The organism is Streptomyces sp. UH6 (assembly GCF_013421635.1).
In the GTDB taxonomy this organism is placed as follows: domain Bacteria; phylum Actinomycetota; class Actinomycetes; order Streptomycetales; family Streptomycetaceae; genus Streptomyces; species Streptomyces abyssomicinicus.
The window spans coordinates 1-1,071 of sequence record NZ_JACADT010001406.1 but is presented as its reverse complement, the minus strand read 5'-3'; the positions used below and the strand labels follow the sequence as shown (position 1 = coordinate 1,071).

Genomic DNA, 1,071 nt, shown 5'->3' with positions numbered 1-1,071 from the left:
CACATGACCGAGGCCGTCGAGGCCCCCGAGGCCGCCGCCGAGGCCGTCGCCCGCCGGTTCGCCGAGCTGTACGGCGCCGCACCGGCCGGCGTCTGGGCCGCCCCGGGCCGCGTCAACCTCATCGGCGAGCACACCGACTACAACGACGGCTTCGTCATGCCCTTCGCCCTGCCCCACGTCGCCGTCGCCGCGGTCTCACCCCGCGAGGACGGCGTACTGCGCCTCTCCTCCGCCGACGTCCCGGGCGGCGTCGTCGAGCGCCGCGTCGACGAACTCCTCCCCGGCTCCGACAAGCGGTGGACCGCCTACCCCGCGGGCGTCGTCTGGGCCCTGGACGACGCCGGACACCGGGTCACCGGGGCCGACGTCCACCTCGCCTCCACCGTCCCCAGCGGAGCCGGGCTCTCCTCCTCCGCCGCGCTCGAGGTCGTCATCGCCCTCGCCCTCGACGACCTCTTCGGCCTCGGCCTCGACCGGGCGCTCCTCGCCCGGCTCTGCCAGCGCGCCGAGAACGAGTACGTCGGCGCGCCCACCGGGATCATGGACCAGACCGCCTCCGCCTGCTGCGAGGCCGGACACGCCCTCTTCCTCGACACCCGCGACGGCACCAGGCGCCAGATCCCCTTCGACCTCGCCGCCGAGGGCATGCGGCTGCTCGTCGTCGACACCCAGGTCAAGCACTCCCACAGCGGCGGCGAGTACGGCAAGCGCCGGGCCGGCTGCGAACGCGGCGCCGAACTCCTCGGCGTGCGGGCGCTGCGGGACATCCCCTACGCGGACCTGGACGAGGCGCTCGTGCGCATCGACGACGAGGAGATCCGGCGGCTGGTCCGGCACGTCGTCACCGAGGACGAGCGGGTCGAGCGCGTCGTGGGGCTCCTGTCCGCCGGGGACACCCGGGCCATCGGCCCCGTCCTCACCGAGGGCCACGCCTCACTGCGCGACGACTTCCGGGTCTCGGCGCCCGAACTCGACGCGGTGGTCGACGCGGCGCTGTCGGCCGGCGCCCTCGGAGCGCGGATGACCGGCGGCGGCTTCGGCGGCTCCGCCATCGTGCTCGTCGACGACGGC

Annotated in this window: 1 protein-coding gene; it reads left to right on the top strand. The window is 75.4% G+C overall.

Annotation, left to right across the window (positions count from 1 at the left end):
* Window positions 1-3 precede the first annotated feature (3 nt).
* Window positions 4-1,071, top strand: a 1,068-nt coding sequence (galK, locus tag HW445_RS32190) for a galactokinase (RefSeq protein ID WP_180224282.1), incomplete at its 3' end; no start/stop codon positions are given.